Annotated in this window: 27 protein-coding genes; 15 read left to right on the top strand and 12 right to left on the bottom strand. The window is 69.0% G+C overall.

Features of this window, described 5'->3' with window-relative positions:
* Window positions 1–56 precede the first annotated feature (56 nt).
* Entirely contained in the window at window positions 57–1,481 is a 1,425-nt protein-coding gene (locus ABEA15_RS07785) for a cytochrome P450 family protein (protein WP_345556068.1), read from the bottom strand.
* A 319-nt stretch (window positions 1,482–1,800) separates the two neighbouring features.
* On the opposite strand from ABEA15_RS07785, the gene ABEA15_RS07780 reads away from it, so the two are divergent.
* Window positions 1,801–2,721, top strand: coding sequence for a phosphotransferase enzyme family protein (locus tag ABEA15_RS07780; protein WP_345556067.1), 921 nt, complete (start codon window positions 1,801–1,803; stop codon window positions 2,719–2,721).
* Here the strand turns inward: ABEA15_RS07780 and ABEA15_RS07775 are convergent, their stop codons facing one another.
* The 9 genes from ABEA15_RS07775 to ABEA15_RS07735 form a co-directional block, all read right to left on the bottom strand.
* Entirely contained in the window at window positions 2,722–4,254 is a 1,533-nt protein-coding gene (locus ABEA15_RS07775) for an NsdA family TPR-like regulatory protein (protein ID WP_345556066.1), read from the bottom strand.
* 132 nt (window positions 4,255–4,386) lie between these two features.
* Window positions 4,387–6,270: an ABC transporter ATP-binding protein gene (locus ABEA15_RS07770; RefSeq protein ID WP_345556065.1), complete on the bottom strand. Its 1,884-nt coding sequence runs from the start codon at window positions 6,268–6,270 to the stop codon at window positions 4,387–4,389.
* A gap of 546 nt (window positions 6,271–6,816) precedes the next feature.
* A complete protein-coding gene (locus tag ABEA15_RS07765; protein ID WP_345556064.1) occupies window positions 6,817–7,893 on the bottom strand; it encodes an NAD-dependent epimerase/dehydratase family protein in 1,077 nt (358 codons plus the stop codon).
* 231 nt (window positions 7,894–8,124) lie between these two features.
* Entirely contained in the window at window positions 8,125–8,883 is a 759-nt protein-coding gene (locus tag ABEA15_RS07760) for a phosphotransferase (RefSeq protein WP_345556063.1), read from the bottom strand.
* A complete protein-coding gene (locus ABEA15_RS07755) occupies window positions 8,880–9,725 on the bottom strand; it encodes a class I SAM-dependent methyltransferase (protein WP_345556062.1) in 846 nt (281 codons plus the stop codon). Before ABEA15_RS07755 ends, ABEA15_RS07760 begins: the two co-directional genes overlap by 4 nt.
* 31 nt (window positions 9,726–9,756) lie before the next feature.
* Entirely contained in the window at window positions 9,757–10,269 is a 513-nt protein-coding gene (locus tag ABEA15_RS07750) for a P-loop NTPase family protein (RefSeq protein WP_345556061.1), read from the bottom strand.
* Window positions 10,270–10,341: 72 nt separating this feature from the next.
* Window positions 10,342–11,403, bottom strand: a complete 1,062-nt coding sequence (locus ABEA15_RS07745) for a glycosyltransferase family protein (protein ID WP_345556060.1) — start codon at window positions 11,401–11,403, stop codon at window positions 10,342–10,344.
* Window positions 11,400–13,118 (bottom strand): carbamoyltransferase family protein, encoded by a 1,719-nt coding sequence (locus ABEA15_RS07740; protein ID WP_345556059.1) that lies wholly within the window; start codon window positions 13,116–13,118, stop codon window positions 11,400–11,402. Before ABEA15_RS07740 ends, ABEA15_RS07745 begins: the two co-directional genes overlap by 4 nt.
* A gap of 8 nt (window positions 13,119–13,126) precedes the next feature.
* Window positions 13,127–14,083 carry a thymidylate synthase gene (locus tag ABEA15_RS07735; protein WP_345556058.1) on the bottom strand — a complete coding sequence of 319 codons (957 nt, stop codon included), beginning with the start codon at window positions 14,081–14,083 and terminating at the stop codon, window positions 13,127–13,129.
* A 168-nt stretch (window positions 14,084–14,251) separates the two neighbouring features.
* Between ABEA15_RS07735 and ABEA15_RS07730 the strand changes: the two genes are divergently transcribed.
* A complete protein-coding gene (locus tag ABEA15_RS07730; RefSeq protein ID WP_345556057.1) occupies window positions 14,252–15,610 on the top strand; it encodes an NsdA family TPR-like regulatory protein in 1,359 nt (452 codons plus the stop codon).
* Window positions 15,607–16,143, top strand: a complete 537-nt coding sequence (locus tag ABEA15_RS07725) for an NUDIX domain-containing protein (RefSeq protein WP_345556056.1) — start codon at window positions 15,607–15,609, stop codon at window positions 16,141–16,143. Before ABEA15_RS07730 ends, ABEA15_RS07725 begins: the two co-directional genes overlap by 4 nt.
* A gap of 96 nt (window positions 16,144–16,239) precedes the next feature.
* On the opposite strand, the gene ABEA15_RS07720 is transcribed toward ABEA15_RS07725, so the two are convergent.
* Window positions 16,240–16,431, bottom strand: a complete 192-nt coding sequence (locus tag ABEA15_RS07720; protein ID WP_345556055.1) for a DUF397 domain-containing protein — start codon at window positions 16,429–16,431, stop codon at window positions 16,240–16,242.
* Between the two features lie 6 nt (window positions 16,432–16,437).
* Window positions 16,438–17,319, bottom strand: coding sequence for a helix-turn-helix domain-containing protein (locus ABEA15_RS07715; RefSeq protein ID WP_345556054.1), 882 nt, complete (start codon window positions 17,317–17,319; stop codon window positions 16,438–16,440).
* Between the two features lie 165 nt (window positions 17,320–17,484).
* Between ABEA15_RS07715 and ABEA15_RS07710 the strand changes: the two genes are divergently transcribed.
* From ABEA15_RS07710 to ABEA15_RS07655, 12 genes are all read left to right on the top strand, one after another.
* Window positions 17,485–18,000, top strand: a complete 516-nt coding sequence (locus tag ABEA15_RS07710) for an ATP-binding protein (RefSeq protein WP_345556053.1) — start codon at window positions 17,485–17,487, stop codon at window positions 17,998–18,000.
* A 502-nt stretch (window positions 18,001–18,502) separates the two neighbouring features.
* Window positions 18,503–18,877, top strand: a complete 375-nt coding sequence (locus ABEA15_RS07705) for a hypothetical protein (RefSeq protein WP_345556052.1) — start codon at window positions 18,503–18,505, stop codon at window positions 18,875–18,877.
* Entirely contained in the window at window positions 18,871–19,695 is an 825-nt protein-coding gene (locus ABEA15_RS07700) for a hypothetical protein (protein WP_345556051.1), read from the top strand. The genes ABEA15_RS07705 and ABEA15_RS07700 overlap by 7 nt, the downstream gene beginning before the upstream one ends.
* Before the next feature lie 29 nt (window positions 19,696–19,724).
* Window positions 19,725–20,444 (top strand): SAF domain-containing protein, encoded by a 720-nt coding sequence (locus ABEA15_RS07695; RefSeq protein ID WP_345556050.1) that lies wholly within the window; start codon window positions 19,725–19,727, stop codon window positions 20,442–20,444.
* Entirely contained in the window at window positions 20,444–21,187 is a 744-nt protein-coding gene (locus tag ABEA15_RS07690; protein ID WP_345556049.1) for a hypothetical protein, read from the top strand. Before ABEA15_RS07695 ends, ABEA15_RS07690 begins: the two co-directional genes overlap by 1 nt.
* On the top strand, window positions 21,184–22,533 hold the full coding sequence (locus ABEA15_RS07685) for a TadA family conjugal transfer-associated ATPase (RefSeq protein WP_345556048.1): 1,350 nt from the start codon (window positions 21,184–21,186) through the stop codon (window positions 22,531–22,533). Before ABEA15_RS07690 ends, ABEA15_RS07685 begins: the two co-directional genes overlap by 4 nt.
* Window positions 22,530–23,396: a type II secretion system F family protein gene (locus tag ABEA15_RS07680; protein ID WP_345556047.1), complete on the top strand. Its 867-nt coding sequence runs from the start codon at window positions 22,530–22,532 to the stop codon at window positions 23,394–23,396. Before ABEA15_RS07685 ends, ABEA15_RS07680 begins: the two co-directional genes overlap by 4 nt.
* Window positions 23,393–24,280 (top strand): type II secretion system F family protein, encoded by an 888-nt coding sequence (locus ABEA15_RS07675; RefSeq protein WP_345556046.1) that lies wholly within the window; start codon window positions 23,393–23,395, stop codon window positions 24,278–24,280. Before ABEA15_RS07680 ends, ABEA15_RS07675 begins: the two co-directional genes overlap by 4 nt.
* Window positions 24,281–24,322: 42 nt before the next feature.
* Window positions 24,323–24,511 carry a hypothetical protein gene (locus ABEA15_RS07670; RefSeq protein ID WP_345556045.1) on the top strand — a complete coding sequence of 63 codons (189 nt, stop codon included), beginning with the start codon at window positions 24,323–24,325 and terminating at the stop codon, window positions 24,509–24,511.
* Between the two features lie 2 nt (window positions 24,512–24,513).
* Window positions 24,514–24,915, top strand: coding sequence for a TadE/TadG family type IV pilus assembly protein (locus ABEA15_RS07665; RefSeq protein WP_345556044.1), 402 nt, complete (start codon window positions 24,514–24,516; stop codon window positions 24,913–24,915).
* A complete protein-coding gene (locus tag ABEA15_RS07660; RefSeq protein ID WP_345556043.1) occupies window positions 24,912–25,322 on the top strand; it encodes a TadE/TadG family type IV pilus assembly protein in 411 nt (136 codons plus the stop codon). Before ABEA15_RS07665 ends, ABEA15_RS07660 begins: the two co-directional genes overlap by 4 nt.
* Entirely contained in the window at window positions 25,319–25,726 is a 408-nt protein-coding gene (locus tag ABEA15_RS07655) for a pilus assembly protein TadG-related protein (RefSeq protein ID WP_345556041.1), read from the top strand. Before ABEA15_RS07660 ends, ABEA15_RS07655 begins: the two co-directional genes overlap by 4 nt.

Here is a 25,726-nt window from a genome sequence, read left to right as displayed (position 1 = left end):
CCAGTTGCGGCGAAAACGCCCATCCACCAGGGCGGCGCGCAACTGCGCGCCGTGGGTCAGCGCCCAAACCTGAAGATCCGCGACCACCACGCGCGCCAGCGGGCCGGCCTCGTGGAGCTCGCGTGCCTGGGCGTGGGCCTGTCCCGGGACCAGGACGATGGGCTCGGGGCGTGCGGGCACGGGGCACCTCCAGCAGAGGGGAACAACGGGGAGGAGTCGGCGTCGCGTTGGATGGGCGTGCACGCGGCGGGAAGCGCGTGCAGGCCGTGGGCAAACGGCGAGCGGCGCCGCACCAGATCCTCAGCAGCCACGGCCAGGCGCAGGTCGGGCATGTGGTGCAGCAGGGCGGCCACGGCGTCGATGCCGATCTGGCGCGCCAGGTTGTGAGCCGGGCACTGGTGGGCCCCGGCGCCGAACGCCAGGTGCGCGCGCGAACCCGACAGCGCGGCGGTGTCAATTCCCGGGGCGACCTGCGGGTCGGCGTGGGCGGGGCCGTAGCCGATGATCAGGCAGTCGCCCTCACGCACCCGGGCGCCGGCCACCTCCATGTCGCGGGCCGCATAGCGGCCCGGCAGCAGCGTGATCGGCGGCGAGCGCCACAGCACCGTGTCGATCGCCTCGTCGATACGGGTACGGGCCCCGGCCACGTCCGCACGGATCCCGCGATCGGTCAGCAGCACGTGGACCGTGTTGGCGATGAGGTTCATCAGCGGGTCGTGGGCAGCGGAGATGACGAGGATGAGCTGGTGGGCCACCTCCTCGTCGTCCAACCCGTGGGGATGGGCGATCATGCGCGAGACGACGTCGGCGCCGAGCTGGGCCCGCCGCGCGGCGGTGACGGCCTGGGCATAGCCGAACAGGTCCATGCGCGCCTGCTCTGCGTCGGCGCCGCCGTCCCACACGCAGCGCATGAGTTCGGTCAGCTCCCGCCCGTGGGCGTCGTCCAAACCGAAGTAGCGGTTGAGCAAGAGCAGCGGCAGGCGGAAGGCGTAGTCGGCGACCACGTCGATGCGCCCGGCTGCACCCGGTGCGGCGAGCAGGTCCGCGGCGATGTCAGCGATGGCCAGCCGGGTGCCGTCCCGCGTGATCCGGGCCAGCGCGTCGACGATGACGCTGCGGTAGCGGGAGTGGTCCGGCTCGTCGGAAGCCAAGGCGTTGCGGAAGTACCAGAAGGGCCCCGGCACGGTCTCGGGGGTAGCGCGGCCCTCGCGCGCCTCGCGCCAACGGCGGGGATCACGCGGAAAGCGCACCCGGTCGCGCAAAACGTCGAGGCTGACGTCATAGGACAGGGTCACCCACGCGCCCACGCCCGGGGCGACCTGCACGGGAGCGAGGGCACCGTGCCTCTGGCGGAGCCTTTCGAGCACCGCGGGCAGGTCCTCGTCGAGCGCGTCGGCGTAGATGGGGGTGCCTGCGGTGTGCAGGTCGGACACCGGCACTGAGCGCTCGGGCGGCTCGGCGCGGGGAGCGCGATCCTCCATCACCGCCACCCCGCTTCACTGTGGCGGGCGGCAGCGAAAGACAGGCCGCATCGCGGGAGGTGTTTCGTCATCACGTCGCCATCGTTGCGACGCAGTGCGTGGGTGTCTTGCCCCCGCGGGCTACCCCCATCGTGGGTATTTCCGCTGCTGGTGCCGGGGTTACGCTAGGCGCTCAGGCAGGTGTGGCACACAGCGGATTATCCTGGCTCATGGGCTCTGTACACGGCTTCGGCTGCAACGGCGCTGATCCACCCCTCCCGTGGTGGATCCCGGCCAACACAGCCCATCGAGGCCTTCCCGTGCTGCCGACCCGAGAGCGATGGAGAAGATCACGGTGAGTGAACGCGGGCGGTCCCGTAGGAATCTGGATACGGCCGCCGCGGAACGCCTCGCCGGGATCGTGTGCGCGCGAGAGAACCTCGATTCCGTCGGGTTGCACCGGCTCGGGCCGGTCGGGGCGAATGCGACCTTCCTCGCCCCCGCCGCCCACGTCGTCCTGCGGATCACTTCTGCAGAGCACACTCGCCGGGCGTTGCGGGAGATCCGTGTCGCCCAGTGGCTCCTTTCCGAGGGGATTCCGGTCGTGCGCCCGCTGCGGTCGAGCCCGGTAGCCGTGGACGGCCGTGTGGCCACGCTGTGGGAGGAGATCCCGGACCCGACCATCGCCTCGACCGGTGATCTCGGCGAGATGCTGGGGCGTCTGCACGCACTGGAGGCGCCCACACAGATGGAATTGCCCGCTCTTGAGCCGCTGGCCGGCGTGGAAGACTATCTCGACTCCGCCGAGGGGCTGGACGCCGACGATATGGCCTTCCTCCGCCGTCAGCTGGAGGAACTCCGCGCCGCCTATGCGCGGCTGGACTTCGCCCTGCCAGCAGGTCCCATCCACGGTGACGCCCACCGAAAGAACATCGTCCGCAGCGGTGAGGGCCGGGTGGTGATGCTGGATTTGGAGCGCGTCTCCATCGGCCCGCGCGAATGGGACACGATCGTGGCCGCCACCTACGCCCACCTTGGTTGGTACACGCCCGAGGAGTACACCGCATTCATCACTGCCTACGGCAGCGATGTCCGCAACTGGGCGGGGTTTCCGACGCTGCTGGAGATCCGCAAGCTGCGGATGACGGCATGGTTGTGCTCGCGGACCGGACGCGAGCCGCGGTTGCGTGCTGAGGCCACTCAGCGCATCGCGACGCTGCGGGACTCCTCCCGCTCGCAGGAGTGGACGCCGGGCGTGTGATCACCGGTCGTGCATGGGCGCAGACAAACGAAGCTCCGGTAGTACCTGTTCGCGGAACCGTTGCACTGCCGCAGTCTCGGCATAGGGCCTCAAACCGTGGTCGAACCGGGATACGTAGGCGTGGACACGCGCTGAGCGTAGGGAGCCCGCCTCGTGCAGCGCGGCCTCAGCGAGCCCGCACGCCTGCTCGACATCGCGCCCGCGGGCACCGATCAGACAGGAGCTAGCCAGCGTGAGGCCGGCAAAGGTGCGGCTGCGCCGGTACTCCCGACGCGTTGCGGTGATGGCGGCGCGGGCGTGCTGGGCTGCCCGTTCGGCGTGACCGAGGTCGTGGTAGCAGTGGGCGAACTCATCGTGGACTTCAGCCGCGTCGAAGTAGTCGAGCCAGGCGGGTTCCTCATCGTCGCGACGGCTGAAGCTGTCCTCCATCTCGCGCAAGGCGGCTGCACATTGGCGTTCCTCACCGAGGGAAGCGAGCCCGCGTGCCTCCATCGCCGAGTACATGGCATAGACCCCAGGCGTCACCTTGGTTCGGGTACCGGCTTTGGCCGAGCGGGCGAAGTCGACCGCGCTGCGGAAGTCGCCAAGGAAGTTCGCTTGGTGGCTCATCAGCGCCAGGGCCTTGCCGGCCAGCGCGGTGTCAGCGGCGATATGGGCGAAGTTGAGCGCCTGGAGGAAGTAGCGACGCGCGAGCCCGTGCAGGGCCGCGTCGTAGGCCATTGCGCCGACCTTGTAGGAGAAGTGGGCCGTTGCCGAGAACAAGTCGCGCTGCGCCGGTGCGGTGTAGCTGCCATACAACAGCGGAGCGACCTCGCTGTGCAGGTACTGCACGGCGGCAGCGCGCGCGTGGCCGCCCCCGAACTCGTGGTCCAACGCCTCGAAGAGGCCGCAGGCGCGCCGGATGGCCGCGATGTCGTCCTCTGCGACGGCAATCGCTGTGGACGCCGGCAGATCACGCACCGCAGGCGGGGCCACGAGCCACCGCAAGACTTCGGGCGTGATCTCGTCCGCCGAGACGGAGGACTCGCGGACTTCTGTAAACCGGTGCACGTCGGTCTGCCACAGTGCACTGGCGTTGTCCACGGGCTGACGCGATCCGCCTGGAGTGAACGAGAGGGACAGAGCTCGGTCAAGCAGTGACGACTGCCAGGCATGAGGGGCCGGGGATTCGACGTGGTCTGCCGTAGCAGGTGGACGGCCCGCCCCATGGAAGGTAGGAGAGTCGGACGAGCCGGCCGGTTCTTCGCTTTCCCAAGGCCGAGGAAGGAGGCCGAGCATGTGGCCGGGGACGCGCAGGCCGTCGGAGATTTGCAGAACCTTGTCGAAGCTCGTCACCTCTCCCTCGCCACGGGCGAGCTTGCCGACCCGCTCGGGCTTGACGTCGCAAGACTCGGCGATGGCGCTGAAGCTGATCCCGCCCCACCTGCGCACCAGAGCGAACACCCGGCCGAAATCGCGCCGGACCAGCGCCTCCTGCACGTCCTCGCGATACAGCACACGCGCGGGAAGCGCTGCGCGCGGCACATAGCTCACGGCATCCCTCCGCATTCCCGGTGGCTTGCGTGACCCAGAACGATATACGCCCTCCGCGGGAATGTCTTCGTGCTGACCGCATGACGCCAGTGACAGAGTCCTTACCGAACGCGACGATAGGCATAGCTCGCATCACGGTGTGTCGTCGTAGCTCAGATGTGGCGATGGTGCGTGGTAGGCGGCGGCTTGGATGCCGTACAGCTCGGCGTAGAGCCCGCCGTATGTCATCAGGTCGCTGTGGGTGCCCTGCTCGACCACGTGGCCGTGGTCCAGGACGTAGATCCAGTCGGCGCTGCGGGTACTGGCCAGCCGGTGGGTGATCAGCAGGACCGCCGCCCCCTCGGCGGCGGCCTGGAAGGTGGCAAACAGTCGCTCCTCGGCGCGGGCGTCCAGCGCGGCGGTGGGCTCGTCGGCGATGACCAGATCGGCCTCGGGATAGAGGCCGCGGGCGGCGGCGATGCGCTGGCGCTGCCCGCCGGAGAGGTCTTCGCCGCCTTCGAAGCGGGTGTCCAACGGTGTAGCCAGGCCCAGCGCCAGCTCGTCGACGACCTGGTCTGCTCCGCTAAGACGCAGGGCCCGCTTCAGCCGGTCGGGATCGGTGGCCTCGGCCGCGGCCATGGTGATGTTGCGTTCGGCCGAAAAGGGCCACTGCTGGTACTGCTGGCGGATCAACCCGATACGGGCGTGCAACCGGTCCGCGGCCAGGTCGGCGATGTCGGTGCCGTTCCAGGTGATGCCGCCGGCGTCGGGGGTGTAGAGCCCGGAGATGAGGGTGGCCAGCGTGGATTTGCCCGAGCCGTTTTCGCCGACCAGAGCCACAACCTGGCCTCGGTTGACGGTGATGTCGACGCCGGTCAGCGCGTTGGCCTGCGCGCCGGGGTAGGCGAAGTCCACGCCCTGCACCCGCAGCTCCTGTAGCGGCCCCGGGTCCTTGCCGACCGTGGCGGGTCGGGTGCGGCGTCGGGCTTCGGCGAAGGCATCCAACAGGTCCGACAGGTACAGCCCAGACTCGTAGCAGGAGTTGACGGCGCTCATGAGCCGGTCCAGGGCGGCCTTGCCCTGGCCCAAGGCAACGTAGGCGGCCCCGGCCACCGCCAGCGGCATCAGCCCGCCCAACAGCAGCGCGACCAGGGCGGCGTAGGTGGCCAGGGTCGCGATACCGGCCAGCACGTCGCCCACGGCGCGGGTACTCGTCTGGCGAGCGGCCACGGCCACCATCGCATCGCGCACGTGGTCGGCTACCCGGGCGAACTCCTCCAACAGCATGGGACGCATCGCATAGGCGCGCAGCTCGGCTGCGGAGTCGCGTTCGGTCATGGCGTGGGTGTACATGTACTGCAGTCGCCGCGACGTGCTGAGTTGGCGCATCCGTTCATAGCGCATCCGTGCCGAGCGGACGGCGGCCCACCCGACGGGGGCGACGGTGAGCGCGAGCAGCGGCAGAAGGAGAGGGTGCAGGACCGTGACGACCGTGGCCACGGCGAGCAGGCTGACGGTCTCGGTAGCGATGTCGACCGTGTAGCCGGTCATGCGCCCGGCCTCGGAGGTGCCCATGCTGCGGGCGCGGTGGAGTTGATCGCACCATTCGGAGTCGTCGAAGGCCTCCAGCCGGGTGGCCGTGGCCAGGGTGACCAGTTCGACCTCCACGGCCCGTTCCACCATCGGGGTCAGCCGACCTTGGGCCCAGATCGCTCCGGAGCGTAGAGCGGCGCGGGCGAAGACGGCGCCACCGGCCAGCAGCAGCGAGGGCAGGGCGTTTTGCAGCCGTTCGGGAGTAGGGCCTTCGGCGAAGAGTCCCTGGAGGATACCGACCACAGCGGTGAGGACGGCGGCTGAGAACACGCCGGCGCCGACATTGAGTCCGAACGTCAGCAGAGTGTCGCGAGGACTGGCTTTCCAACTCCAGCGCAGCGCGGTGGCGATGAGGGCGGGCAGCCGAGTGAGCATGTGCCACAGAGACAGGTGGGCAAGGTCGGCGAACCAGGGGTGGAAGCGGCTGGCGGCCAGCTGCGGCACTCCGGCCGGGGAACCGGAGGCGGGTCGCTGTCGGTGGCGCCGTTTCATTGCACTCCAGACGAGGTCGAGTGGCCGGGCACGGGTGTCCTCGGGGCGTTCATGTCTTCGTGCGCCGCGTCGCAGCGCAAGGGCGCGCGGGAGCCGTGATTGTTGTGCCCTGCCGCAGACAGCCGGAAGGGTTGGACTTCTGTCTCCTCCCGGCCAGCACAGCGACGCCCTCACGCAGCGGCCCCGGAAGTGCCGCTTGGCTCCGCCCCGCGAGTTGCCAGAGGTAGGGAAGCCTGCATGCCGAGCAGGGCGCAGGACCGGTCTGACCACGCATCTACACCGGTCCCTGCGCGGTGTCGGTGAGCGGAACCGCATCGCGAATACGGCGGCGGGATACGCCGGGGCAGGCGTTCGACGGTGGGGCAGTCACTCCACCCATCGTCGTGGCGCGGCGCCTGCCCGTCGTGCCTACGCGCGCTATACCCATCGTGGGGGGATCTCCGCACACTGCAGATCCACGCGCCGCCCTGAGCACTTGACTGCTGTCGTTGGCTGCCGCTACGCGGAGGCGGTCTCCTGGTTCCATGCAGACGCCAGGACGCGCGAGAGACGGTGCGTGCTAGCCAGCGATGGCTCGTCAGGCCGCTCGCCCGAAGCTCCGAGCTGACAAGCCAGAACCTCCATGTGGGAGTGCATTCCGCTGTGAAGGTCGACGTGGGGTCGCCATCCGAGCACCTCGCTGGTGCGGGTGAGATCGGCTCGGGTGGTGACGATGTCACCGTTGGGCGCCGGGCCCTGGTGGAGTCGGATCTCCCGGCCGACGAGGCTCTTGGCGATGTCGATCACTTCCAGTAGAGACGCCGTTGCTCCGCCTCCGACATTGATCGGACCACGTGCGGCGGGCGCGATCCCTGCCGCGATGGTCGCGGCGACCGCGTCGTCGATGTAGGTGAAGTCCCTGCGTTGGAGGCCGTCTCCGTACAGGTGTAGTGGCTTCCCGGTCAGGGCGGCATGCAGGACACGGTGGATGAACATATCGGGTCGCTGCCGCGGCCCGTAGACCGTGAAATACCGCAGGGCGACGACGCTCGGCCCGCCAAGCCGGCGAGCATAGGCGAGGCAGAGCTGCTCCTCGGCGAGCTTGGTCACTGCGTAGGGAGATGCTGGCTGCGGACTGTCTGTTTCGACGCTCGCGCCGCCGTCGGTGGGGCCGTAGACGCTGGAGGACGAGGCGACAACCACCCGCGCGAGACCGATGCGGGAACAGGCTTCAAGGACCCGGTGCGTGGCCAGGACGTTGGATGCGAGGTAGTCGCCGAATCGCGGCCCCCAGGATGGGCGCACGCCGGGGACTCCGGCGAGGTGGAAGATCGCATCAGCATCGCTGAGGTGCGGCTCGATTGCACAGCTGAGCAGGTCGGCGGTGACGTGCTCGTACTCGGGCTGGCCGAGCAGAGGCGCGAGATTGGCGGCGGCCAGCGGGTCGGTAGCTGCGTCACGGCGATCGACGCCGATGACGGCAGTGCCGGCTTGGACGAGGGCGTGTGCGAGGCGGGAGCCGATAAAGCCGGCGGAGCCGGTGACGACCACCCTGCGCAGGACAGGGATCCTCAGGTTGGGCGCGTGCTGTGACACGGGGTCTCCAGAAGGAATGTGGGCGAGGGTTAGGGGAACCGGGCCAGGGCGCGCCGGTGGTGCGTGTCGAGGGCGAGGTCGCTTTTTGCGTGGCTTCGACCATGGCGTTCGCTGGCCAGGTCGACCTGCGCGTGAGTCTGGTCAGTCCGGTGCAGACGCGGGGGCCGCCGACGAGTCCCTCGGCGGTGCATTGATCCTGGCCGTGCCGCACGAGGACAGGTTCGCTCGTGATCAAGAGGTTTCCTGGGGACAGACGTCGGGCCAGCTGTGGCGGTAGCCATTCCGGCCGATGTAGGGGGCGGTAAAGGTGGCGTGCAGCGCCAAAAACGCGTCGAGGCGCTCGCGATCCGTGGTGCCGAGCTGGGCGTCGTGCCTGCGCGCAGCCCCGTTGTAGGCCGCCAAGGCCTCGTCGATCGCATCTCTGGATAGGGCGCCATGCGTCAGTAGGAGAGTGGCGACCAGTTTCGCGAGGTCGTAGCCCATCGGCGCGAGCGTCAGGTCGTCGGTGTCGACCGTGACCAGTTCGTCAGCCGCGGTGATGATGAAGTTGCGCAGATTGCTGTCCTTGTAGAAGGCACAGGGCCCCTCCGCGGTCTTGTCCAGAAGGGTCAGCGTGGTGTGCAGGGCTTCGGTGCTGGTCAGGTAACCCTGCTCCAGCCGTCGCCGCAGGGTCACCTGGCGGGGGCGGAGATAGTCCTCGAACACGGCGCCGTCCCGAAATCGGTGCGGGATGCGCAATGTGGCGAATGCCAGGTCTTTTGTCCAGGCGGTTCCGTGTGCGTTACCCAGCAGCTCTGCTAGGCGAGTCAGGTCGTGTGGACCGGCGGGGCGGCCTTCGACCTGCTCGAACGTCAAGCTGAGGGGGCCGGTGCGACGGAGCTCCGGCTGCCGTAGCGGTGGCGCGTACTGGGCAATCCACCGGTAGTTGCGGACGGCCGCAGCGGCGCGTCCCGGCGTCGGGTAGTGCTTCGCGAATTGAGTGTCAATCACCCTCGTTCCCCCTTCCGCCCGGCGACGACGAAAGTGATGAGGGAACGCGTCGTGAGGGGCTGATCGGGACGGAGTTCGTGCAGGATCGCGCTCAGTGCTTCGGGACGGCCGTAGAGGTCCGGCCCGAATTGGTACTTCGGGGTGGTCGCCAGGTACTGCGCCAGGTGATCATTGCCGTCGAAGACGAAGGTGTGGTCCTCGTCGTGGATCGTGACCACATCGAGTGAGGAGGTGGCCAGGCCGGCGAGGTTGCTGCTGTGTGCGGCGGCGTAGAGGCTCTCGTGCTGTGTGGCCCGTACGTCGAGACCGATTTCCGCAACCAGTTCGTCCATCTCGCGATAGCTGTCGATCCCCTTGGTGACGAGCACGGCCAGACCACCGGGAGCAAGAACCCGGGCGAACTGCGCGAGGACATCGTGTGGTCGCGATGCGTGGTACAGGCAGAACGCAGCGACGATCACGTCGCACACCTCGGCGGGCAGAGGGAGGGCGTGAAAGTCGCCGCGAAGGAAGTCCACGTGGGGGCCAGTCGGTTCCTGGACACGCTGGCGGGCCTGCGCGAGCAGGGAGGATGAGGAATCCAGGCCCACGAGGCGCCGCGGCCTCAACAGGCGTTTGAGAACCAGGCTGCTGGTGCCGCGGCCACAGCCGATGTCGAGTACCACACCAAGCTCATCGGCGTCAGCGTGATGAGATCGGACCAGATCGACGACCGTCCCTGGCACTGGCGGGCCGGCCCTCTTCGCTCGCATCAGGGTGCTCGTGCGTTCAGTCAACCGCGAGGCGCGCCCGTACAGCTCCTCTTGTCGGGACGGGTCCAGGAACGGGTTCAGGTGGCTCACGCGGCGCCCCCTTTGTCGGGGCGTGGAGCGGTCAGGATTGTTCGGCGGCGACCTCCCGCAGCCAGCGTCGCGTCTGGCGCCGGTTGGCCAGCAGAACCACGTCGGCCCGGTCGGCGGCGAACTCCTCGATCTTCGCCATCACGCGCGGCCGCATCTTGCGGCGATACGTCGCGACGTATTTGAGCACGCCCCCGTGGATGCGGTTGTGCACTCCGTTGCCCTTGTGCCCGGCCCCGTGCCGGAGCTGCCGCGAGAAGATCCCGTAGAGCGCGGCGATCGTTGAGACGTCCATCAAGACCACCGTGTCGCAGGCTTCGAGTCGGATCTGCAGGGTCGAGTTGTAGTTGCCGTCGATCACCCAGAGAGGTTGGGAGACCAGCTCGCGCTGCAGGTCGGCGAACTCGTCCATGGGCAGGGCGTTCCACTCGTCGTCGTAGAACGCGGCATCGAGGTGCGTGACCGGGGCGTCGAGGATCTCGCCCAGTGCGCGGGCCAGGTATGATTTGCCGCTGCCGCCGCAGCCGATGATGGCGACCTTCTTCATGGTGCTCCAGGGTAGAGCCGTGCGATTGCGTGGCTGCGGGACGGGCTGAGCTCATGCATGCGATGTGGCGAATCATGAGCACCGGGTGGCTCCCCGATCCGCAGTGGTCGAAGGAATCAGCTCGTGCAGCACTCTGTCCAGGTTTTCGAGCTGCGTACTCAAGCTGAACTGCTTTAGGCGGTCCAAGCAGGCGGCGATCAGGGAGGCGTGCTGCGCGGTGCCGGCGATCGCACGGAGGTGGGAGAGCCGGTCGATTACGTCGTGTCCGGAGTGGACTATCAGTTCGTCTGGCACGAAGCGGTTGACGTAGCGGATCGTTGACGGGGCGAGGGGCAGGCACCCGGCGAGGACCGCTTCGAAGATGCGCTGTGTCACCTGCCCGACGGCGGCGTATCGCTCGGGGAGCAGGAGAACCGTGGCAAGAGACCGCTCGTAGATGTTGGCTGCGGTTTCGAATGGAATCCGGCCGAGGAAGCGGATGTGCGGCCAGCGGTCGGTACTGACCCATTTCCCGGCAACCCGGTGTTCGAAGAGGGCGGCGGCCGGGGCGAAGAAGCGGTCGAACGGTGTGTCGCGGTCGTACTGGTTGCCGACGTAGCCCAGTGCCAGATCCCGGGGGTGTGCCGCGAGGGTGACCGGGTCGGCTTGGGCAATGTGGTGGTCGGCGACAGGGAAGAGCAGGGAGTGCGCGCCCGGTGTCGGTTCGAGGGCGGCCTCGCATTCGGCCACGTGTGCTGTTCGGCGCCACACGCTGTCCGCTTCCAGAGTGCGGTCTTTGTCCCAGATGACAGTGGGTATCTGGTGTCGCACGGTGTAGTGGTCGAGGAGCTGGGTTTGGCGATGCAGGTCGCAGGTGTGCCCCTCAGTACCGCACATGGTCGTATTGCGGCCGGGTACTGCCCAGCGCCACTCCAGGAACAAGACATCGATGTCGGGGCACCCGCTGGCGAAGGTGTAAGCGTCCCCGAGTTCGTCGCCGGCTTCCAACCGGTCGCGGTCTTCCTGAAGGAAGACGATGCCATGCCCGCGGTCGAGCAGGGCGTCGATGAAAGGGCGGCGGTGGCTACGTCCTCCGTCGGGAGTATCGGTGATCCCGTTGCCGAGGAAACCCCAGAAGCTGTATCCGATTCTCACTTGGAGATCCACCGCCCTTCGAGGAGCAGGGCATCGAGTCCGGAGTTGGCCAGGCAGTCGAGGGCCATCTCGGGTGTGCCGCAGATCGGTTTGCCTTTGACGTTGAGTGAGGTGTTGATCAGCACGGGAACGCCGGTGCGGTGAGCGAAGGCGGTCAGTACCGCATGCATGAACGGATTCTGCGTCCGGGCGACGGTCTGTAGCCGTGCTGTGCCGTTGGCGTGCACGATGTCTGGGACCTGTTCGCGAGCCTGTTCCGTCACGCCGGAGGCCATAGACATGTAGGGCGCCTCCTGGCCAAGAGTGAAGAACTCGTCGGCGCGTTCGGCTAGGACCATGGGCGCGAAGGGACGGAACGGCTCGCGCAACTTCACGGTCGCGTTCAGCCGCTCGACAAACCCGGGCTCCAGGGGCGAGGCGAGGATCGAGCGGTTGCCCAGCGCGCGCGGCCCAGCCTCGATCCGCCCGTGGAAAAGACCGACGATCATTCCGTGAGCCAACTGGTCGGCGAGGAAATCGGCGGCCTCAGTGCCCAACTCCTTCTGGCGAAAGCCGGGCCACGGTGTGAGGTCGAGCTGTTGGCCCTCGTATGACGGGCCGAGGTAGCACGAGCGCGCGATGCCGAGCACCGGCTGCCGACTGCTGCTGTCGGTATGCACGGCAAGGGCAGCGCCGATTGCCGTTCCGCCATCGCCGGGTGCGGGCGGCACGAACACCTCGTCGAAGATGCCGGCCTCGATGATCCTTCCGATACTCAGACAGTTGGTCGCGACCCCGCCTCCCACGCACAGACGCCGAAAGCCGGTGCGAATCCGCGCCCGTCGGGCCAGGTGCATCATCACGTGCTCGGTGCGCTCCTGCAGTGCAGCAGCTAGGTCGCGATGCACGTCTGTCAGCGGCTCGCTAGGGTCCCTTTCGGGGCAGGCTTCGGCGATGAAGCGGGGGGACGTCCGCTGGTATCCCGACAACAACGTGCGCACAGGGAAGTAGGCGGGGTCGATACGAAAGCCCGTTGGCGTCGTGGGGACGGCTCGGGCGAACAGGGACCGGAACCGGGCAGGGTCGCCGAGGGCGGCCAGCGCCATCACGGTCCCCTCCTCGTCGCCCCGGCGCCAGCTCAGGTGCTCGGTGACGGCCCCGTACACATACCCCAGGGAGGCTGGATCGGTGATCGCCTCCAGGATGCGGGTGCGGGGCCGGCGCGAATCCCGACCCCGGGCCATGGTGGTGGTCTGCCGTTCGCCGAGGCTGTCGACCACGAGCACAGCAGCCTCGTCCCAGCCTGAGGTGGCAAAGGCCGTCAGCTGGTGGGCGCGGTGGTGCGGAATGGGAATGACCCGCGCGGTAGGGAACTTCTGACTCAGCCGGCGGATCCGCCGTTGGGTACGCACCGCGACTTTGGCGAATCCCCGTGCTCTCGCCAACGCCCGGTCCCGAGCCGCCGGGGAGAGCGTGAGCTGCAGGGCAGCAGGTACCTCCGCGAGGTAGCGGGACGGTTGGAAGTTGTAGGCGACGGCGTCCACGTCAGCAGCGGTGAGGTTGGCTCTGGCGAGCAGCCACGCGATCGCGCGAGCCGGGTAGTCCGCAGTGTGTTTGCGCTCGGAGAGGCGTTCCTCCTCGACGAAGCCGATCAGCTCACCGTTCACCAGCAGAGCAGCTGAAGAGTCATGGGTGTAGGAGCAAAGGCCGAGGATGACCGAGGGCGGGTGTTTCATGCCCCCGCTCACCTCGCCCCGGCGATCGCGGGCGCGGTCGACGTGCGGGCGCGCCGGTTCAGTTCGTCGTACCAGGCGGTGAGTGCCTGACCGAGGGGACCGTCTATCCCATCGGCTGCCCGCCAGGCGCCCTCCCGTGCGCCCTCCTTCCACAGCCGGTAGCTGCGCAGCGTCTGCGCCATCACGTCCCAGCCCGGATGGCCTGTCTGCTCCCCCTTCTGAACCCGGCCAAGCAGGTCGTCGAACCCCTTCCAGGGGGTGCTCAGGTCGGGCATGATCGGACTTGTCGCAATCGAGGTCACTTGTTCGGCCTGGTCGAGATGGTTCTCGTAGATGTGCAGCGAGCCCACATGCAGGTGAAATTCGCCCGGCTCCGCGTCGACCCATCCGGCGACCAGTTCGTGCAGGACGGTATAGAAGAACATGTCGTAGGGCATGCCGATCCACACGTCCTGGCCGCGCATCGTGGTCGCCATGTGCAGTCGGCCGCTGCGCAAATGAAAGTGGAAACTCAGGGTGCAGGGCACGTCCTTGTGTCCGGCCGCGTCCTGGGCCGGGTCGTAGAGCTGGACCAGAGCCCGCCGTGAGTCGGGATCCTGCTTGAGGAGCTTCACGACATGGCCCAGCTGGTCTACCTTGCCGGCCCAGTTCCGCATTCTCGGCCCGTAGGCCCCACGAAGTACGCCGTCGTCGGCATACTGCCGCAGCTGCGAGTTGTAGTCGAAGATCCACGGGGAGTCCGAACCGGATAGGTGCCAGACGGTCTCGGCCACGGCGAACGCCGGATTGAGAATTCGGGCCGGAGGCGCGTACAGCAGTCGCGCCCGCGGCTGGGTGAGCAGCATGTGGACGTCGCGGACTTCCCGAGTAGTCATCCCTCGCGGGCTGACCCTTTCGCCGGACCGGGCCAGGCTGGCGGCTCCGGAGAACAACTCTGCGATGCTTTCGGCCTTCAGGTGTGTCATACGTGGCGATGCCATGGCGGTGATCCTCCTGTCCGCCAGTCATGGGCGTGACTGGCTCGACGGACTTCACCAAATCCGAGGCAGCTCAGTCTTGCCCGAACCGGGTATCCCTGCCATGGGTAGGATCGGAACCTCCCCCGCCCCGCGAATGCGCTTGCGAGACAACCGATGAGCGTTCCCACTTCGCCCGCTGCATTGCCCGATGAGGTGCTCCAGCGCCCGGACGTGCAACAAGCACTCGCACGAAGAGACTTCGGTCGACTCTTCTACCTGGCCCGCAAATGGGGTGGGATCAGCTACAGCAAGATTGCTCTGACGTGCGACATCAAACCGGAGCGGGTCGGTGTCCTAGCGCGCGGGAAAGGTGCTATCACCAGCCACGAAAAAATCTTGCAGATCGCCGACGGCCTGCGGATCCCCGGGCGCCTCCTCGGGCTTCTGCCGCGGCCGTGGGAAGCCGATGCGCCACCCGCGCCACGGCCAGCAGCCGCAAGTCCCGCCGCCCTCCAGAGAACGACGGCGCTGCCCGCGAGCCCACCTGAGTCGGCCCGCAGCATCGACGGCACGGAACAGTTCATGGGAGCCAGCCCGTCGACGACGGCGCCAGGGGCGCCCGTGGAAGTGGTCCAGTCGTTTCGCCTCGCCGATCGGCGCATGGGTGGCGGCCACTTGTACGCCGCCGTGTTGCACTACCTGACCACGCAGGTCGGCCCGGAACTCGTCGCCGAAAGCGCAGGCGCTCCCTTCGTCGCCGCGGCTGGCCTGACCGAGATGGCGGGTTGGATGGCGCATGACGCCGGTCGCGACCACGCGGCCTCGCGGCATTTCCACCGCTCCCTTCAGCTCGCCCAGGCTGCGGAGTCACCTGCTCTCACCGCCCAGGTGTGGGCCAGCCATAGTCACCTCTCACTTCACCGCCATGATGGAGATACCGCTCTCTTCGCAGCAGAACGCGGCTACGAGCTTCTTGACGGCAGTGAGGACACAGCAGTGCGCGGCCGACTTCTCGCGATGCGTGCGCGGTCACACGCCGTCCGCGGTGATGCTGCGGCCTGTCGGGAGGCACTGGACCAGGCGGAGCGGGTGTTGACCAGTTCCTCGCTGCGGTACGGGTCTCAGTGGGCCAGCCCGTTTGATGAAGGGTCTTTGGCAAGCGAAGCCGCTCGATCCATGTGTGACGTTGGGGACTTCGCCGCAGCAGCCAGCTTCGCCACCCGTGCGCTGGAAGCCCGTGCTCCGGAGCGCATGCGTGCTCGGACGTTTGCCTCTTTGGTGCTAGCTCGTGCTTTGGTCGGACAGGGGGAGATCGAGCGGGCGTGCACCATTACCTTGGAGGTGGGCGAGTCTACGGGGCCGGTCGGCTCTCTGGTCGTCGCCGATCAGTTCGCCCAGGCTGTCCATGGGCTGGTGCCGTTCGCGGCCACTCGCGAAGTGGGGGGAATGCTTCCTCGGCTTCAGCAGACCGTGAGTCAGCACAAGAGGATGTATCACTGGTTGGCGGCGGAGCGGGATAAGGACGAGGCATGAACGCTGCTGGTGGCGCGCCGGAGGATCCTCTCTACCGACGCGACCCTGGCGCCTGGTATGCACACCTCGCCGAAGGCAACCGGACCCAGCCGCGGAAGCGAGTTGCGGCCCAATCGATCATCCACGACGGCGCTGGCCGACTGCTCTTGGTCGATCCCTCCTACAAGCCGGACTGGGATTTGCCCGGCGGCATGGTCGAGGCCAACGAGCCGCCGGCAGATGCAGCGCGCCGCGAACTTCGGGAGGAACTCGGTCTTGAGATCGAACTCCACGGATTGCTGTGCGTTGATTGGGTTGAGCCTCACGGCCCGTGGGATGACCTTCTGGTGTTCGTCTTCGACGGCGGAACGCTCACGGCCGAGCAAGCCGCAGAGCTGACGCCTACGGATGGTGAGTTGGCCGACTTCGCCTTCTTCGCCTATCCCCAAGCGCAAGAGCGGCTACGTGATTACGTATGGCAAAGGACGCGGGCCGCACTCGCCTCTAAACAGACCCCGTCCAGGGTCTATCTCCACGGTGGGCAGGAAGCCTGAAAGCTCGCTGCGGAGGCAAGATCGCCGCTTCGAGCTTGGGTCCTGCTGACGAAGATCCGCCACAGTTGGTGGATAGGCCGGATGCGGTGGCGTTGCCTACGACCCCGATTCATCCGTCTTGACGGCGGTCAGGAAGGCCATCCAGGCGTGCCCGTCGAAGGCCAGCGGGTCGGTATCGGGGTGTTGGGAGTCGCGGACGGCGTAGTGGCCGGCTGCCAGTTCAGCGACCTCGACGCAGTTGCTTGTCGCGGTGCTGTAGCTGCTCTTGCGCCAGTGGGGCTCGGCCATCGTCCTCTACCTTGCAGCTCTCGGGGTGCTTTCTGCTGTCATGGTGATTTTGTCAGCTATGGCGGGGGCCGACTCATCGGGTGGCAGGGCGCGCTCGGTGAGGGTTTGGAAAGCGTCGCGGTAGCGCTGTACGCCGACGGGGTCCTCCACGTAGACGTCGCTGGTCATGAGTTCCACGTGGGCGAAGTCGAGGTGGCTCATGCTCAGTACCGTGAAGGCGCCGGTCAGCGCCGGGTGGGCGCCGGCTGCCAGGGGCAGCAGTTGTACGTTCACGTTGGGCAGTTCGCAAAGGTTCCTGAGGTGCTCGGCCTGGGCGGGCAGGACCGCAGGCTTGCCGAGGTGCTCGTGCAACGCTGCTTCGTGGAGGACGGCGTGGAAAGCGACCGGGTTCTCCTCGCAGGTGAGGATGTGCTGGCGCTGTTTGCGGATGGCCACGAAATGGTCGAGGTCGTCTTCGCTGAGGTCGTCGGCACCGGTGGCGCGTACGGCGGCCCGAGCGTAGTCCTCGTGTTGGAGAAGACCGGGCAACACGGTGGTCTCGTAGGTGCGGATGTGTGTGGCTGTGGATTCCAGGCGCAGCAGGTCGCGGTAGGAGGGCGAGAGGTCGTCGTCGTGTTCGACCCACCAGCCCCGTCGCTCGGCCTGGATCTCGCCGGCCACCGCGATGAGGGTTTCGCGTAGATCTCCTTCGGTGACGCCGTAGGCGTCCAGGAGCGGGCGCAGGTCCCGCGGTCGCAGCGAGACGAGCCCGTTCTCGATGCGGCTCAGTGAGGCGGTCGAACGTTCGGCTGCGTCGGAGGCTTGCTGTAGCGAGAGTCCTGCATCGTGGCGCAGTGCCGCCAGACGTGTGCCTATCCAGCGCTGTCGCAGCGATGGCTCATCGATCACCGTGCACCTCCGCTTCCCGGTATCCGCGTGGCTATATCCAGCTTGCCACACTTGCTTACCGTAAATTTTTCTCTCCGGGAATATTGCGTAACGGAGTACACGACGGCATGCTGCGCAGGGTGGTGGCCACCGCGTGACTGCTCGTAGCCCCCTTCGGGAGAACCCATGGATACGGATGTGGTGGAACGCTGTCGAGAACCCGACTACCGGTTCGCGGCCACGGCGCGGAGGTCGGCCCTACCGGCACTCGCTCGCTACGGGCTTCGCGGCGATTCACTCGACGAAGCCGAACTGATGATCAGCGAACTGGTGACCAACGCCCTGCAGCACGGGGCGTGCCCGATCGCAGTGCTGGTCTGGTCATGTGCACCCGACTGCGTCGTGGTGGAGGTACACGACACCGATCCCGACATTCCTGCACTGCCCGCGCCCCGTTCCCTCTCCGAGGTCGATATGCTCGACGCGGCTGGTCGCGGGCTACCCTTGGTCACCCGACTATCGCAGCGATGCTGCGGAGTCGAAGCCCTTCCGCTGCACGGCAAGTCGGTGTGGTTCGGCCTGGCGCTCACCTCGGACGCTTCGGTGCCCCGCTCGGCCCTGGCTCCTCGCATCAGGGCACGGATTCACGCTCGCCATGGTTCCGGCCATCGGGGGCGGCTGGCAGGACCGCGCCTGCTGTGAGACTCCGTGGCCGCAGGATCCGATCAGCGCGTGCGATGGCGCCGACACCTGCGGCCACGGCCCCCATCCCACCAACCTCAGCGTGAGGCGTCGTAGACGAGCGCGGACCGCGTGCTCTGTGCTTACGGGGCGGGGTCGCTAGAGAAGTTGAGGAAAAACGCGAGCTCGCGCCCGTGCTACTCGCGAAATCTCCTTACCTTGCGGTGAGTATCCGCTTTTTCTCCGTTGCTGGCGCGCAATCCCCTATGGTGCCCGTGATCGCAGTATTACTCTCGGGAGTCGGATTTTCGGTCGGGACGAGAGGCAAGTCACGGGGTGTCCGATGGCTCGTGCGCGCTGTGGGCCCGCTATCGGCGGTGCGGTACTGGCAGTCTGCGTGATCTCAGGGTGCACTGCGACGAACGACGATTCCCCGTCCCCGCCTGTCAGCCCGACGTCTTCCTCGACCACGTCAGCCTCTCCCCGCAGCCCTGAACAAACCGCGTTGGCTGTCTATGAGCGCATGTGGGACGTGGTCGTGGAGGCCTCGCACAACAGCGACCCCGATCCTGCCAACCTTGATCGGTACGCAACCGGCGACGCGCTTGCGTTGATGCGGCAGACGCTGCGCAGCGCCAACGACGACGATGTGACGGTCGTCGGCGAACCAGTCCTCGATCCCGAGGTCACCGACATCTCACCGCAAAAGGCCCCTGACACCGTCACCATTCTCGATTGTGTCGACGATTCGGGATGGACCGAGGAAGAGTCCGGAGCTCAGTCGGAGAGCCCTGACCCTGGGGAAGACCAGCCCCGAAAGGTCGACGCGACCGTTCGCCACGATGGACTCACATGGCAGGTTTCCCAGTTGAGGATCTGGGAGCAGGGGACATGCTGAGGCGCCGGGTGGTCCTCGTGCTGCTGACGGTCAGCGGCGTCACGGTCGTGCCGATCCCGTCTGCCTGGGCGGATGGCCCAGAGTTCCTCGGTCGAGCCGAGTGCGGAACCCATGGTGGCCCCGGCTGCAACGTCTCGGCTGAGTCCGGCCAAGACGCGCCCGGCTCCGCAGCGCAGGGCGGCGACAACAGCGGTGGCGGTGCGGAGCCGGAATCAGGCGGCAGTTCTCAGGCCGCCGCGGAGCCCAACTGCGAGCAGGTCGCCCCTGGAGAGCAGGAGTGCGAGACCACGCTGACCGAGGAGGACCTGGGCGCTGAGGACGTGATCGTGTCTGCGGTGGCGGTAGCCGAGGACGCCCGCGATGCCATGGAGCTGCCGCAGCCGGAGATCGCCACGTCGCCGGCGGCGGAGCAGCCGGTGCTGGTTCAGGTACCGGTGTGGCTGTGGATCGATGAGGACACCTGGCGTCCGGAGACGGCGCGGGCCGAGGTGCCCGGCGGGGCGGTATCAGTGACGGCCACCCCGGATCAGGCGCGCTGGTCGATGGGCGATGACACCACCCTCACCTGCGACGGTCCCGGGGTTCCCTACGTCGCGGGTCGCCACGATCCGGCGGCGGCCTCGCCGGAGTGCGGCCACACCTACACCCGCGCCTCCACCGCCCAGCCCGGCGAGGTCTACGACCTCGGGGTGGAGGTCGCGTGGGAGGTCACCTGGGAGTCCAGCGAGGGCGGCGGCGAGCTCGATCCGCTCGTGACCACGGCCGCGGCTGAGGTGGAGGTCGTGGAGTCCCACGGGTTGGTGGAGCCGACCCGGTAAGCACACACACGACGGCAGCGGGAGGCCGCATGGCCGCAGTAGCAGGAAGGACCGAGCACAAGCAGGACCAGGGTGCGGCGCCGCAGCGGCTGCTGGGAGCGGGACCGCGGCGATGGCGGTGGCTGGCGATCGGCGCCGCGCTGATGGCGATGGGAGCAACGGCGGTGGCCGCCGCGCTGGGCCAAGTCGATGCGCGCAGCGGGGTAGTGGCCGCCACGCGGGACCTTCCGGGCGGCCATGTGGTGGCCGAAGGCGACCTGCAGGTCGTCGAGATCGCCGGCGGCGAGCGGCTGGCGGCCATCCCGGCCGCGCGGATCGACGGGATGATCGGGCAGACGGTCCTATCGCCCATCAGCCAGAACGCGCTCATCGCCCCCGCGGAACTCGGTGGCGACACGGACCATCCGGCCGAAGACGAAGCCGTTATCGGCGCAAGTCTCGCCGACAACCAAGTGCCCATCTCATTACAGGCGGGGGCCCAGGTCGCTCTGGTGATCACTGCCCCGCCTTCCAGGGAGAGCGGTGAGGCCACCTCGCAGGAGGATCCCGCCGCTACAGCGGCGACCTCGCCCCCGCCTGAGGAGGCGATCGCGGGTCGGGTGCAGTCGGTCGACCGGCCCGACGAGGCCAGCGGCGGACAGACCACACGGGTGGAGCTGGTGGTGGATGCCGCCGACGCCGCGGCAGTAGCGCGAGCGGCCTCAGCTGATGCGCTGACCGTGGTGGAAGTCGCCGAGGGACAGAACTGATGCCCATGATCGTCGCGTTCTCCCTCAGCGGTGCCCCCGGCGTAACCACACTCGCCCTTGCTCTGGCCGCGGCCTGGCCCGAACCGGTCCCCAGCGTGCTGGTGGAGGCCGACACCTCCGGCGGCGACCTGGCCGCATGGCGACGCATGCCGACCTCCCCCGGAGTGGCGGAGCTGGCTGCCACCGCCCGCACCGACGAGACCGCGACCGCAGCCGCGGCACCGGTGCTGGGATGCGCCCAGGTGCTGGCGGGCGGCCAGCGGGTGTGCCTGGCCCCGGCCACCGCCGATCGGGCCGCGGGCGCTGTGGACCTCGTGTCCCACCATCCCGAAGTGCTGCGCGCACCCGGCGCGGTGGGGGTGGTCGATGCCGGCCGGTTGGCGCCGCGCTCGCCCGCGGCCCACCTGGCCGCCGCCGCTGATGTGGCGCTGCTGGTAGTGGCCGATGATTTGGCTCAGCTCAAACGCGCCCAGGCGGCCCTGCCCGCCCTGCGCACCGGCGTGGAGAAGCTCGGCCTGGTGGTGACCGGGGCCCGCACCAGCGACGCACAGGTGCAGGAGGCACTGGGGATGCCGGTGTTGCAGCGCATCCCCACCGACCCACGCTCAGCGGCCTTTCTGCGGGGCGAGAGCGGGTTAGCTCGCCCGTTTCGCCGTCCGCTGCTGCGCTCGGCCCGCCGCCTCGCCGACGAATTGGCCAGCACAGCGCCGCAGGCCTCGGCGGTGGAGGTGAGTCGCGGATGAGCCGCCCGCAGCAGCACCCCCTCACGGTCAACACGTCGGCCGAGGCCGCGCTGGCCGAGTGGGTGCGCTTCGTCGCCGGCGAGGCCACCCGCCGCCTTAGCACCGCCCTGGCGTCCGAAGACGCTCCGCTGGCCGGGGAGGAGTACCGGCGCCGCGCCGAGCAGACCGTGCGCCAGATCCTGGACGAGGCCGCCCAGCGCCTGCTCTCCCAAGGACACCCCGTCCTGGATTCGGCCTCCGAACAGGCGGTGACCCAACGGGCCGTGGCCCAGGTGTGCGGGCTCGGGCCGCTGCAGGAGCTGCTGGATGAGCCCGACATCGAAAACATCAACCTCACGGGCACCGACGTGTGGGTGCGCTACGCCGACGGGCGCCGCGAACACCGCCCGCCCCTGGTCTCCGGCGGGGAGGAACTGGTCGCGCTGGTGCGCCGCATCGCCGCCGAGTCACCGGCCGGCGAGCGGCGCTTCGACCCGGCCGCGCCCATTCTGGACATGCCCCTGCCGGACGGCTCCCGGCTGAACGCGGTCATGGACATCGCCCATGCACCCGCCGTCTCGATTCGGCGCCACCGCTACCGCACGACCACTCTTGCCGAGCTGCGGTCGCTGGGCACCCTGGATGAACCCCTCGTGGCGCTGCTGTCCGCGGCGGTGCGGGCCCGGCGCAACATCGTCATCTCCGGCGGCACCAACGCCGGCAAGACCACCTTGCTTCGCGCCCTGGCCGCGGAGATCGCCTCCTCGGAGCGGATCGTCACCGTCGAGGACGTGGCCGAACTCGGCCTGCACCGCGACCGCGACGCCCACCCCGACGCGGTGGCGCTGTATGCCCGCCCGCCCAACGTGGAGGGCGCCGGCGAGATCACCGTGGCCGATCTGGTGCGTTCGGCGCTGCGCATGTCGCCGGACCGGGTGATCGTCGGTGAGACCCGCGGGTCGGAGACCGTGCCGCTGCTCAACGCCATGAGCCAAGGCAACGACGGCTCCCTGACCACCCTGCACGCCGCGAGCTCCGACGGCGCCTTCACCAAGATCGGCGCCTACGCCGCCCAAAGCAGTGAGCGGCTGCCGCTGGAGGCGACCGCGCTGTTGATCACCGCGGCCGTGCACCTGGTCGTGCACATCTCGGCCACCCCGACCGGCGATCGGGTGGTCACCAGCGTGCGCGAAGTCGTCGGTGCCGAGGGCCAGCGGGTGGCCTCCAACGAGATCTATCGCCGCAGCCGCAGCGGGGAGGTGCTGCCGGCCGCCCCGCCCAGCCCCGACACCATCGACGATCTGGCCGAGCACGGCTTCGACATCACCCACCTGCTCGGCAGCAACCCCGGGGGGTGGACCGCATGAGCACGGCGGCGGCTATCCTCGGCGTTGCCGGCGGTCTGGCGCTGGGCGCCGGCCTCTGGCTGGTGCTCGCATTAGCCGCTTCCTCACCCCGCATCGGCCGAGGCGCTGGGACCTATCGGCTGTTTGGGAGCCGGCGTCAACTCCTGCGCCTGGCCGGCGTGGTCGGGGGAGGGCTGCTGGCCTGGACGCTGACCGGCTGGCCGGTGGCCGTCCTGCTCACCGGGGCGGGCCTGTGGTGGCTGCCCACCCTTCTCGGGCCGGATCGGGCGCATGCGGCGAGGGTGGCGCGGATCGAAGCGGTGGCCTCCTGGACCGAGCAGGTACGCGACCTGATGGCCGGCGCCTCCGGGCTGCAGCAGGCCATCACCGCCACCGCCCCCATCGCCCCGGCCCCGATCCGCCCGCAGGTGCAACGTCTAGCCGAGCAGCTGCGCAGCACCCGCGACCCCCAGCACGCGCTCGCGGAGTTCGCCCACGCGGTGGACACGCCCACCGCCGACCTGGTCGCCGCCGCCCTGTCCAGCGCGGCCGGACGCCACGCCGCCGACCTGGGATCCCTGCTGTCCAGCCTGGCCGAGGCCGCCCGGGAACAGGCGGCGATGCTCGTGCGCGTGGCCGCCAGCCGGGCCCGGGTGCGCACCGCGATGCGCATCATCATCACCGTCACCCTCGCCCTCGCCTGCGGGCTGCTCGTATTCAACGCCTCCTACCTCCAGCCCTACGACACCCTGCGGGGTCAGGCGGTGCTGGCGCTCATCGGCGGCCTGTGGGCCCTGGCCCTGGTGTGGCTGTCGCGCCTGGCCCACAGCGACCTGGGACCCCGCGTCCTCACCCCCACCGGCCCGCAGGCGGGTGCCGCATGAGCCCGCTCGTCCTCGGCATCGCCGGCGGCACGGTCTTCGCCGCCGGGCTGTGGCTGATGCTCCTGGTGCGCTTGGCCCGCCCCCGGCTCGTCGAGCTGCTGGCCGAACCGCCCCCACCCACCCCGCCGGGCGACCGGCCGGGCGGATGGAGCGCGCGCCTGGGCACTCCCGGTATTCCGGTCCTGGCCGCCCTGGGCCTGCCCACCGCGCGCACCCGCACCCGCCTGGCCGTCTGCGAACGCGACGCCGCCGCCTATCTGGCCGAGAAGACCACCACCGCCCTGCTGGGTCTGGCCGTCCCACCGCTGTTGGGCGTCCTCCTGCTGGTGGCCGGGATCGACGTCGTCGGCGCCTACGGGCTGATCATCTGGGCGATCCTCGTCTTGGTGCTGTGGCTGGCCCCCGACCTCGCCTTGGGCGACGAGGCCGCCAAGCGCCGCCGGCGGATGCGCCACACCGTGGCCGCCTTCGCCGACCTCGCCGTAGTCGCCCTAGCGGGCGGCGCCGGCGTCACCAGCGCCCTGGATGAGGCCGCCAACGCGAGCACGGCACCGGCCATGCGCCGCATCCGCACCGCGCTGCGCGCCGCCGCTGTACGCCGCCAACCCCCCTGGGACGCGCTCCGCGACCTGGGACGGCGCTACGACCTCGACGAATTCGCCGAACTGGCCGCCAGCCTGCAACTGGCCGGCGCCGACGGCGCCCGCGTGCGCGCCTCCCTGGCCGCCAAAGCCAAATCCCTGCGCACCCAGCACCTGGCCGCCATGGACGCCGACGCCCAAGCCGCCACCGAACGCATGAGCCTGCCCGTCGTGCTCCTGTTCGCCGGATTCCTGATCCTCATCGGATTCCCGGCGCTGAGCTTGATCCTCTCCGGCCTGTAACACCCCCTACGAGTTCGCCCATCCCTTCGTGAGGAGGCTTCGATGTTCAATCGCCTCACCGCCCACCTCGCCACCCGGATCACCAACCGCCTGCGGCCGCCGCGCTCGGATGCCGGCTATTCCACCGAAGCCGTCATCGTCATCGCCCTGCTGGCCACCCTCGCCCTGGCGGCGTTGGCGCTGATCTCCAACGCCGTGATGGACCGGGCCGAATCCATCACCCTGCAATAGCCGTGGGCGAGCGACGGCACCACGCACGCGGGGATCGGGGCAGCACCGAACTCGCGATCGCCACCCCGCTGCTCCTGCTGCTGGTGATGCTGGTCGTACAGACCGCGCTGTGGGCCCACGCCGGCCACACCGCCGAAACCATCGCCCGCCACAGCCTGGCCGCCACCCGCGCGGTCGGCGCGAGCGAGGCCGACGGGCACGCCGCCGCGCACCAGGCCGCCGGGCAGCTCGGCGGCGACCTGCTCACCGACGTCGACGTCCGCATCGAGCGCAGTGCGACCACCGCCCGGGTGGCCGTCCGCGCCGAGGTGCCCTCGCTCATCCCCGGGCTGTCCTGGCCGATCACCCAAGAGCAGCAGGCCCCGGTCGAACGGATCGTTCCCCCACAGGGGGAGCAGCGGTGAGGCGGCGCGAACAGGGGAGCGCGTCGGTGGAGCTGGCGGTGCTCACACCGCTGCTCATCCTGCTCGCGCTGCTCACCGTGCTGGCCTACCGCATGGTCGCGGCCGAGATGACCGCCAACACCCTCGCCCACGCCGCAGCCCGCGCCGCCACCCTGCAACGCACGCCCGCGGCCGCCGAGCAGGCCGCCCGCCAAAGCGTGGCGAACGCACTGCGTACGCACGATCTCGACTGCGCGGCCTACAGCCTGGAACTGGACATCGCCGGCCTGGAGCCCGGCGCCACGGTGGATGCGGCGCTGACCTGTCACGTGGATCTGGCGGGCCTCTCGGGTCTGGGTGTTCCCCTCACTTCGGAGGTCCGTGGCGAGGCGAGCGCGGTCGTCGACGTGTACCGGAGCGGCCCATGACCCGCACGGCCCTGGGTGAGGACCGAGGGCAGGTGACGGCCTTCGTCGTCATCATCGCCCTCGCTCTTATCCTGCTGTTCGCCCTGGTGGCCGAGGGCGGCGCCGCGTTGAGCACTCGCAGCCGCGCGCTGTCGCTGGCCCAGGAGGCCGCGCGCGCCGGAGCCCAACAGCTCGACCTGGCCGCCTACCGCGCCGGGAAGACCGCCACGCTGAACGCCCCGGCCGCAGAACAGGCCGCCCAGGCCTTCCTGCGCCGTTCCGGCGCCGACGGCCAAGCCCGCGTGGACGGCGCGACCGTGACCGTCACCGCCCGCCTCGACCACACCTTCACGCTGCTGCCCCTGGGCACTCGCCCCATGGCCGCCACCGCTACCGCCGGACCGAACACGACAGCCGACCCGTGA

This window comes from Streptomonospora halophila (assembly GCF_039542725.1).
In the GTDB taxonomy this organism is placed as follows: domain Bacteria; phylum Actinomycetota; class Actinomycetes; order Streptosporangiales; family Streptosporangiaceae; genus Streptomonospora; species Streptomonospora halophila.
This window is presented reverse-complemented; position numbering and strand designations above follow the sequence as displayed.

Coding starts and splice junctions, on each gene's coding strand:
- ABEA15_RS07785 (WP_345556068.1), bottom strand. CDS start 1,481: ATGGAGGATCGCGCTCCCCGCGCCGAGCCGCCCGAGCGCTCAGTGCCG.
- ABEA15_RS07780 (WP_345556067.1), top strand. CDS start 1,801: ATGGAGAAGATCACGGTGAGTGAACGCGGGCGGTCCCGTAGGAATCTG.
- ABEA15_RS07750 (WP_345556061.1), bottom strand. CDS start 10,269: ATGAAGAAGGTCGCCATCATCGGCTGCGGCGGCAGCGGCAAATCATAC.
- ABEA15_RS07740 (WP_345556059.1), bottom strand. CDS start 13,118: ATGAAACACCCGCCCTCGGTCATCCTCGGCCTTTGCTCCTACACCCAT.
- ABEA15_RS07735 (WP_345556058.1), bottom strand. CDS start 14,083: ATGACACACCTGAAGGCCGAAAGCATCGCAGAGTTGTTCTCCGGAGCC.
- ABEA15_RS07730 (WP_345556057.1), top strand. CDS start 14,252: ATGAGCGTTCCCACTTCGCCCGCTGCATTGCCCGATGAGGTGCTCCAG.
- ABEA15_RS07725 (WP_345556056.1), top strand. CDS start 15,607: ATGAACGCTGCTGGTGGCGCGCCGGAGGATCCTCTCTACCGACGCGAC.
- ABEA15_RS07720 (WP_345556055.1), bottom strand. CDS start 16,431: ATGGCCGAGCCCCACTGGCGCAAGAGCAGCTACAGCACCGCGACAAGC.
- ABEA15_RS07710 (WP_345556053.1), top strand. CDS start 17,485: ATGGATACGGATGTGGTGGAACGCTGTCGAGAACCCGACTACCGGTTC.
- ABEA15_RS07705 (WP_345556052.1), top strand. CDS start 18,503: ATGTGGGACGTGGTCGTGGAGGCCTCGCACAACAGCGACCCCGATCCT.
- ABEA15_RS07700 (WP_345556051.1), top strand. CDS start 18,871: ATGCTGAGGCGCCGGGTGGTCCTCGTGCTGCTGACGGTCAGCGGCGTC.
- ABEA15_RS07695 (WP_345556050.1), top strand. CDS start 19,725: ATGGCCGCAGTAGCAGGAAGGACCGAGCACAAGCAGGACCAGGGTGCG.
- ABEA15_RS07690 (WP_345556049.1), top strand. CDS start 20,444: ATGCCCATGATCGTCGCGTTCTCCCTCAGCGGTGCCCCCGGCGTAACC.
- ABEA15_RS07685 (WP_345556048.1), top strand. CDS start 21,184: ATGAGCCGCCCGCAGCAGCACCCCCTCACGGTCAACACGTCGGCCGAG.
- ABEA15_RS07680 (WP_345556047.1), top strand. CDS start 22,530: ATGAGCACGGCGGCGGCTATCCTCGGCGTTGCCGGCGGTCTGGCGCTG.
- ABEA15_RS07675 (WP_345556046.1), top strand. CDS start 23,393: ATGAGCCCGCTCGTCCTCGGCATCGCCGGCGGCACGGTCTTCGCCGCC.
- ABEA15_RS07670 (WP_345556045.1), top strand. CDS start 24,323: ATGTTCAATCGCCTCACCGCCCACCTCGCCACCCGGATCACCAACCGC.
- ABEA15_RS07655 (WP_345556041.1), top strand. CDS start 25,319: ATGACCCGCACGGCCCTGGGTGAGGACCGAGGGCAGGTGACGGCCTTC.